This window comes from Clostridium rectalis, from assembly GCF_900626095.1.
Lineage (GTDB): Bacteria > Bacillota > Clostridia > Clostridiales > Clostridiaceae > Clostridium_AS > Clostridium_AS rectalis.
Map to the genome: position 1 here is coordinate 386103 of NZ_UYZZ01000003.1, position 8763 is coordinate 394865.

General features: G+C 25.7%; 6 protein-coding genes. 1 reads left to right on the forward strand and 5 read right to left on the reverse strand.

The window, feature by feature from the left end:
* Positions 1–139: 139 nt before the first annotated feature.
* The 5 genes from EJL03_RS07215 to EJL03_RS07235 all read right to left on the reverse strand — a co-directional run bounded on the left by EJL03_RS07215 (position 140) and on the right by EJL03_RS07235 (position 7812).
* The gene (locus tag EJL03_RS07215) at positions 140–3334 is read right to left on the reverse strand and encodes a putative mucin/carbohydrate-binding domain-containing protein (RefSeq protein ID WP_125153290.1); all 3195 of its coding nucleotides are present in this window, start codon (positions 3332–3334) and stop codon (positions 140–142) included.
* A 410-nt stretch (positions 3335–3744) separates the two neighbouring features.
* The gene (locus EJL03_RS07220; protein WP_125153291.1) at positions 3745–4137 is read right to left on the reverse strand and encodes a hypothetical protein; all 393 of its coding nucleotides are present in this window, start codon (positions 4135–4137) and stop codon (positions 3745–3747) included.
* Positions 4138–4219: 82 nt separating this feature from the next.
* Positions 4220–5674, reverse strand: a complete 1455-nt coding sequence (locus EJL03_RS07225) for a sensor histidine kinase (protein ID WP_125153292.1) — start codon at positions 5672–5674, stop codon at positions 4220–4222.
* Positions 5675–5676: 2 nt separating this feature from the next.
* On the reverse strand, positions 5677–6336 hold the full coding sequence (locus EJL03_RS07230) for a response regulator transcription factor (protein ID WP_125153293.1): 660 nt from the start codon (positions 6334–6336) through the stop codon (positions 5677–5679).
* 618 nt (positions 6337–6954) lie between these two features.
* The gene (locus tag EJL03_RS07235; RefSeq protein WP_125153294.1) at positions 6955–7812 is read right to left on the reverse strand and encodes a hypothetical protein; all 858 of its coding nucleotides are present in this window, start codon (positions 7810–7812) and stop codon (positions 6955–6957) included.
* A 453-nt stretch (positions 7813–8265) separates the two neighbouring features.
* On the opposite strand from EJL03_RS07235, the gene EJL03_RS07240 reads away from it, so the two are divergent.
* On the forward strand, positions 8266–8598 hold the full coding sequence (locus tag EJL03_RS07240) for a hypothetical protein (RefSeq protein WP_125153295.1): 333 nt from the start codon (positions 8266–8268) through the stop codon (positions 8596–8598).
* The last annotated feature ends 165 nt before the right edge of the window (positions 8599–8763 follow it).

Below are 8763 nucleotides of genomic sequence, written 5' to 3' on the forward strand. Positions count from 1 at the left end.
TTTATAAATATTAAATTATTGTTTCTGTTTTCAGAATCTTCGTGATTCTTTTCTTCATATAATACCATTTAAGATAGAAGTTTGTCAACAGTTAATATCTTACTGTAAAGCACCCTCATTTATATTTTCTAAGTACATACTAATTTACTAATTCCCAAGGTGTGTCCCATGAATTTTGTACTTTTGTATTTGGCTTAAATCCACGTGACCACCATTTAGCTTTATAAACTTTTTCTTCAAAGCTAACTATGTCTCCTGCATTATAGCTCACATTGGCCTTCCACTGATTATTTGGTAATTTGTCTGGAATTTCATCATCTGAAATTTTTTTAATCCCATTATCTGTAATTTTATAGCTTATACTATTACCTTTTTCTAATTCTAATTCATTTTCAACATTTTTAATTAATAATCTACCATCTGCTTCTCTATGTTTCATTGTAATATAATAGCCAGACTTAATATGAATACTTGTAACCAAAGGTTCATATTCCTTATCACCAACTAAATCTTTTGTAAAAACAACATTTCCTTCAGTATCTCTTATTAACATTGATGCATAACTATCAGCAAAATAAACATGTGGTTTACCTTTTTTTATATCTACTTTAGCTAGCTTAGAATTTAAGTCTAAATTTAATTCCGCAAAAATAAAATCTCCTAAACCTTTAAACGTAGCATTAAAGATTTTACCTATATAAGGATCCTTATTAGGTTTAGGTATATCACTTTCACTTATTTCTTTTAATTCATTTTTAGTAATTTTATAAAAATTAGTAGCAGATTTATTAAGTTGTAAATTTTTATCCTTATTATTTATAAAGAGTCTATTAGAATATTCTCTATGTTTTATAGTTAAATAATATCCATCTTTTAAAGGAATATCTCTAATTACAGCATTGCTAATTTTATTTCCAATAAAATCCTTAGTAAAAACAGTTTGTCCATAATTGTCTTGTATTACAATTAACGCATAAGTATCATTAAAATAATAATGAGGCTCAATATTTTCCACAGTTAACTTACTTTCTAAATTTGTAAGATCAAGGTCAAATTCCGCAAATTTTTCATCACTATATCCTTTAAAATGAAATGTAAAAATAGAACCTTCATTTGGATTTTCTTTATATATATTTTCATTTGGTAAAAGATCTTTATATTTTGTTAGCATTTCACTTCTTAAAGGTTCTAATAATGCATCTATTGCTAATTTAAGCTCTATCTTTGACTCTGCACAATCACTTTTAACCATAACTTTTTCAGCATGAATTTTTCTGGCAAAATTCTCAATTCTAATAGCTAATTCTTCATTTAGATTTTGGTTTAAATATTGGTTTTTAAGTCCTTGGCTAGTAACAATTAATGTATTGACTTGATTATTAGTAATAGCAGTTTCATTATCCCTAATTTTCAAGCGAGATGGTTCACGATGATATAACCTAATCTTATACCCTTCTTTTAAAGTTTCAATACTATCCTCTAGTGATGCGTTTGTACCATAAATTATTTTTGTATAAGTAACATTATTAAATTCATCTAAAATCTCTATTTTAGCATACTGTTCATTTGGAAAATAATCATGTGGTGTCCTATTTAAAACTTTTACATTTAACTTTTCATTTTGTAAATCCACAGTAGCTTTAGCAAATAAATTATCAGATATACCTAAAAAATTTATTTCCTGATTTACTAAAGTACTTTTTTTACGTAATTTATAATTTAAAATTATATTATTATTAGTTTCTTTAACCTTTAAATAATGATTATCAAGCGTGTATAATTTGTCAGAACTATTTGTACTATATATAGTATAAATACCAACTGGCAACTTCCCTAAATATATGGTTGGATTTGTAATAACAACTTTTTTAACTTCTTTATCTCCACTCATTATACAAAGAAATCCATTTTTAATTTGATTAAAATCATTAATTTTTAAATTTAAAGTTACGTCACCCTTTAAACCAGTGATTAATAAATCATCCGTAGTTACTAGAGATAATGGAGTTTCAAGGTTTAATAATTTTTGTATTTTAGAAGCCTCATTAGCAGGAACAACTTCATTTAATGGTGCAACAGGTTTATAATTTTTATATCTGTTTTCTTCCTTTTGCCAAGAAGTCATATCTCCACCAAAAGATTCTATAACCGGAGTAAAATCTAATTTGCTTATTTCTCCATAAGTTCTGCTAATTAAGTCAAACTGCTTATAATCAGATGTGTTAAACCCAGGAATATTGGCCAGTTTACGATATTCTTGATTAAAATGGGTAAAACTATAATCTAAAGCTTTATCCTTCATAAGTACATATCCATATAATTGCTCTCTTAAACCCCATTTATTAAAATCTATTTTATCATTATGCCAAAGTTTATTTACATTATAATCAACAGTATCTTTTCTACCATAATCATATAACCATCCATTTGTAAAGATATTTACATCTGAATCTTTTTTTTGAAGACTATGGGCATATATATTGTTCCATACTTCTCCTCTAGTAAAATCATTTTGATAGCCATGACCAATTTCATGCAATGCTCCCCAACCTTTTTTTAACCAAAAACTAGCTACAGAATCTGATGTTTCTGCTGTATGGTTTCCTCCATAATAACCTCCACCTGGACCACTTTTATCGGCTTTTATAAAATACTTATTAGGAATATTTTTATCTGTTTGAATATTTGTATTAAAACTTATTCCTGCTAATTTATTATAGTATTCAAATATTTTACCATAATAAATAATTAATTTATCAATTGAAGAAAAATCTTTCATATTTTTCATATAAGTTTTATCCTTCTGTGGAACTAACAATTGAAAATAATCATCTATTACTAAAGCAAATGAAGCAGATGTATTATCCCACTTAGTAAAAAAAGCCTGTTCATTATCTCCCTTTTTATAAATAGGTAAATCCTGCATGTAACCACTTACACTGTATTCAACTTTAGGTTTTTCACTACTTCCATAAGGCGTTTCCACAAAAGGGACAGAACTAAATGCCGTTGATATAGTAATAGATGTTTCGTTAAATGTTTTATATGTTTCATGTTTATTATTATCATTTAACAGTCTTACAGTTAGTTTCCCTTTAAAATTAGGATTTACTTGTCTTATCGTCAACTTGGCATTAGCAGATAAAATTATACCTAAATCCTGTTTATCATGTCCAATCCCCTTAGTAAAACCAGTTTTCCTAAACCAAGTAGGATCCTCTAAAGTATAAAGTTCTTTTTGTTTCATTTCACTTGCACAAACTTTTACCCTCATACAAAATATAGAACAAAGTACTAGTTCTAGAATCATAAAACACTTCAAAATTTTTCTCATTTTCATACCCCCTCTAATATAATTTAATTAAATCACCTATAATATCATTCGTATATTTTTTATAAAGTTTAATACTTTTTTTAATATAAATACAATTTATATTAATAAAATATACTTTTTTATTACAATAAGATAAAAAATGTAATATAAATATATAAATTATATCTTTAGTAAAAATTTTAAAAACATCAATAGCCTATTGTAGATAAAACACACTATTTACCTAAAAAAGAAGAAATTTTTCACTTATAAAACTAAAAGTTAAAAAAAACATAAAAGAATTCTTACCTTTGTTTTTTACAGGTAAGAATTCTTTTCAAATTTTATTTAATTATACATTTATAATTTTAGAAGAAATAGTAATTAAAATATATTTTAATTACTATTATTTTTTGATATACTTCTTACTACTATTTATTCTTTCCACCGTTTACACAATTTTCAACATTACCCTTTCCACTACCCTTCATTCCTCTATTTAATCCATATCTTTCATGACTATTTCTATTCTCTCCCGGTGTAGTACATTTATCTAAATTTGTTAACATATCTTCTTTTATTTTTTTACCTTCTTCTAAAGTAATAGCACCTCTTTTTACTGCAGCATCTACCCTATCATATTTCTCTTTTAACATTTCAGATTTAGCTTCTTCAAAAGTTTTTCCTTCATCCATTAAACTTTCAACTCTAGTTGTTTTATTACTTTCTCCCACATTTGCTACATTTGTACTTGCCAAAACAGTTCCCCCTACTCCAGCTGACAGTAATCCAACTAATCCTAGTGCAATTAATGCTTTCTTCATTTTTTTCCTCCTCTTATCCTTTATTAATTTAATTCCATAGCTATATAATAGCAATAAAATATCACATTAATGTTACAAGGTTTTAAGAGTTATCTAACAATTTATTATCTCTAAAAATTTTAAGCCTTATCCAAAATTCTACCCCATCACTTTTATTTTCCACTCCACACTCTCCATCGTGAAGTTTGACTATTTGATGTACTATAGCTAATCCTAATCCAACTCTATTTTCTTTATAGTTTCTCACTTTATCTAGTCTAACAAATCCAATCCAAATTTTATCTAAATCCTTTTCTTCTATATTTTTTCCCGTATTAAATACACTAATTTTAACACTTTCTTCCTCTTTAATAGTAATAACTCTAATATATCTTCTATGGTCCACGTGACTTATAGCATTATTTATATAATTTATTATAACTTGCTCTATCCTTATTTCATCAACAAAAACCTCAGCCTCTTCAATATGTACCTTTAGCTGAATATTTGACTTTTCCAATTTAAACTTTAATTTTTCCAATGTTTTTGTTATAAGTAAATCTATATCTATTTTTTTCTTATTTATTTTAAAAGTATTAGATTCAAACTTATATAAATCCAGTAAATCATTAACTATAATTTGCATTTTATTTGTTTCATCACTTATAACATTTAAGTAATATTTTTTGTCTTTTTCACTTTGTATTATATCTTTATTTAACATTTGACTGTAGCCAGAAATTACTGCAATAGGACTTTTAAGTTCATGTGAAACACTACTTACAAACTCTTTTCTTAATCTTTCATTTTCCTTCTCTTTTTCAATCATTTTTTTTAACATTTCATTATTCATTTTTAAATCCTCTAAATAAGAACTTATCTTTTGAGACAAATTATCCACACTTGTGGCTAATTTACCTATTTCATCGTTTGATTTTATATTAAGCTCATCTTCGAAATCTAGATTCTCAATTTTAGAAATTTTTTTAGTAATTTTGATTATGGGTTTTGTAAAAGAGTTTGCATAAAAAGACGTTAAAAATATAGCTATAATAGTTATAGGTATCAAAACTATTATAAGTAATTCTAAAGATTTATGTACACTTTCATTAATATTAGAAATTGCAATTCTAGCTACTATAACGTATCCATCTTTGCTTTCTTTTATTAAACTTAAAAAATCCGCCCCTGTAGACTTGTCTCTAAGAATGATCCCACTTGATTCTTTGCCTTCTGATATAGTTTGTAATTTTTCAAACTTACCACCAAAGCCACCTCCATAGCCATGGTTTCCATAAATAATTTTTTTATTAACAGTGTCTATAATTTGAACTTGTATATTATAATTATCAGATATTTCATTTATAAAATTTATTGCTTTATATTCTCCATTTGCTTTTATATTACTTTCTATCTTTATTATTGCCTCTTCCATTTCTCTTAATTTATACTTTATAAAAAAACCTTTGAAAGTAAGTCCATATGCAATTATACCTATAATAAATATACTAAGTATAAGTAGTATTCCTAAAAATAATTTTTTTCTAATAGATTTCATCTTTATTCACCTAACTTGTATCCAAAACTTCTAACAGTTTTTATATACTTTGAATATTCTTTAAGTTTATTTCTAAGCCTGTTTATATGTGTATCTACTGTTCTGGTATCACCAAAATACTCATCACCCCATATTACTTTAAGCAGTGTATCTCTACTTATAACTCTATCTATATTTTCTGCAAAATAAACTATAAGTTCAAATTCTTTAGGGCTCAATTCTATATTTTCACCACTTATAGTTACTCTATGTTTTTCTAAATCTATAAACATATCTTTAAAACTTATAACATTTTTTAAACTTACACCTCTTCTTTTTAATAATCTATTTATTCGTGCTAATAATAATTCTATATTAAAAGGTTTTGAAATATAATCATCAACGCCTATATCAAACCCAAACAATTCATCCAAATCACTATCTTTTGCTGTAAGCATTATTATTGGAATATCAGAGGTTTTTCTAATTTCTTTACAAACTATCCATCCATCATAAATAGGCATCATAACATCTAGTATAACTAAATGAAACTCCTGATTTTCAAAGCATTTTAATGCCATTTGACCATTTTCTACTGTAGTAACTTTATATCCATTAAAAATTAAAAAATCCTTTAGCATCCTTAAAATTCTCACATCATCATCTGCAACTAAAATATTCATTCTTTTATCTCCTCTTAATACCAAGTAGTATGCTCCACTAAATACTCTCATTTTATAGTGTATACATCTATTTAATATATTACTAAAACTTTTCTAAGTAAAGAAATTTATTTGATATTTTAAAACTAATAATATTTAATAAAATTGTAAAATGCACAAAAACACCCTATTATTAAATTTAAAATTCTAGTAATGGATGTTTTATTTACTCTCAATTTATTAATTTAAAATTAACATTAATACTATATTATACTGAATATTATTTAATATATCTATTTAATAATTTTAAGAATTCTGGGGTATTTTTCATAAACTCCAGTTCACCCTCCTTGTAATTTTTAAGCATATCTATAAATGCAGAAAAAAACTATACTTTTCATTTACTGCATTTTCTTTTTTCCAATATGTTTATATAAATTTGATTTTGATAAGTCCCATTTTTTCTTATTGATAGTAGCATTTTTCAAAACAGAAATACAGTTTTGTGTATCTTTTTCTTCAGTATACCTTTGAAAATATCCCACATAAGAGTTATATTCCCACAAATCATATAAATGAGTTGTTTTTTAAGTATCTCAGTAAAATACTCTACATCCTCATTACGACCTTCTTTTAATGCTAAACTTCTATATTTTTATAATATTTAATATTAAAATATACTGCAAAAGTTGCAAGAACAACAAATATTCCTAACTTAGTTCCAAGGACGGGAATAGGTATTTTTATACCAGCTAAAGATTGAAACATCATTTGTATTGGAAGCATAACCCCTATTATTTCACATAATTTTAAAATTGTCGCAAGTAAAACAACTCCAAGTCCATCTTTTCTCTTGAGAAGAAATAGACATATAAATATCAATGGACTTATTATCCCCATGTCTAATACATATGTAATTTCTGTTGTATATACTTCTATAAGAGATAATGATTTGTCATTTATAAGTGAAGCTACTATATCTGGTAGCCATGCAACGAAAAGAGAAACACCTGATAATATTAAAAATACACTTAATCCCTTTGTAGGAAATACCCATTTTGACACGTCTCTTAGATCATCTAAACTAATACTTTTTACTAAAATAATAAAAGCAAAAAATGAACTAGAAAATAAAGCAATATATGCCAAATGAAGAGCATTATAAGTAACTCCAAATGCTATGCTTGTGGAATAGTAAAGTACCGTCCCTGTAACTGATATTAGCAATAATTTTGATTTTATATTTCTTCTTTTTATTTCATAAGTCAAAGCAAATATCATTATTGGAACAACTAAAAGAAGCATAGTACAGTCACTGCCAATAAAAATTGGAGCTTTAAAATATGAATCATGAGCATAAATGCCATTTCCAAAAATCCTCACATTGTCCCCATATTGATTCCTAATCACAAAACTTTTATCTGTTCTAAATGAACATATCCCAACTATTGTTATTATTGCTAATAATATAATAATACATATTATTAATATATCCATTCCTTTTAGTTTTTTTCATATAATAAACTTCCCCCTTTATAAATATAAAATATAACCAAAATTCTAGTATAAAATCCCCCTAGTTATTAATTTAAATTAACTTGCTTATATATTCCTTTTGTATTTTATACTATTATGTTTAATCTATATAAAAATTGTACCATATTTTTATAGAATTTTTTAAAACATATTATCTTTGAAAGAGGACACTACTGTTTAATTAATTTTTCAGTGTGTTTGCATTTGTATATTTGCTTTTCATTAAATACAAAGATATACTCACTGCTCTTGATTTAACCCATTTATATTCTATTTTTGATAAATATGTTTTCATAAAATACCCTCTTGTTAGACATATTTATTTAAATCTCAGAACTAATGTTTGTGATATTCACAATTTAATTTAAAGTTTCATAATATAAAATTATCAGTACTTATAGAAGGAGTAAAAATATGTTTTATGGGTGTCCATTTAATTGTCCATTAAATTATAATCCTTATATAAATGAATATAGAGGGTTTGAAAGAGGGAGCCAGTGGACTGATTGGTGTAATAAACATTGTCAACCTATGACTAATAGAGAAAAATATATTAGAGCTAATAATTGTCAAGGTTATAGAGTTTTTATGTGTTTTATCCCTCAATACTCAGACTATGATGGATATTGGACTATAAATGCTACAGCAAAGGGTAAAGGACGTGCTATTATTGCAGCAACAGATGATAAAGGAATATTTCAAATTTTTGATATTATGAATGTAAAATGTATAAGCGAATGTAGATAATTTTTTATACCTTGTCACAATATAAGAAAAGTGTACTGCGGATTAACCCCTTTATTTTGGACAATATCTAATTAATTCTCGCCTTTTCTTATAATTACACCCTTACCTCAATATCAGTTAGCTGTTCTCCAGAATAGAGGTGGTAAAATTCATTAGGAGTCATAT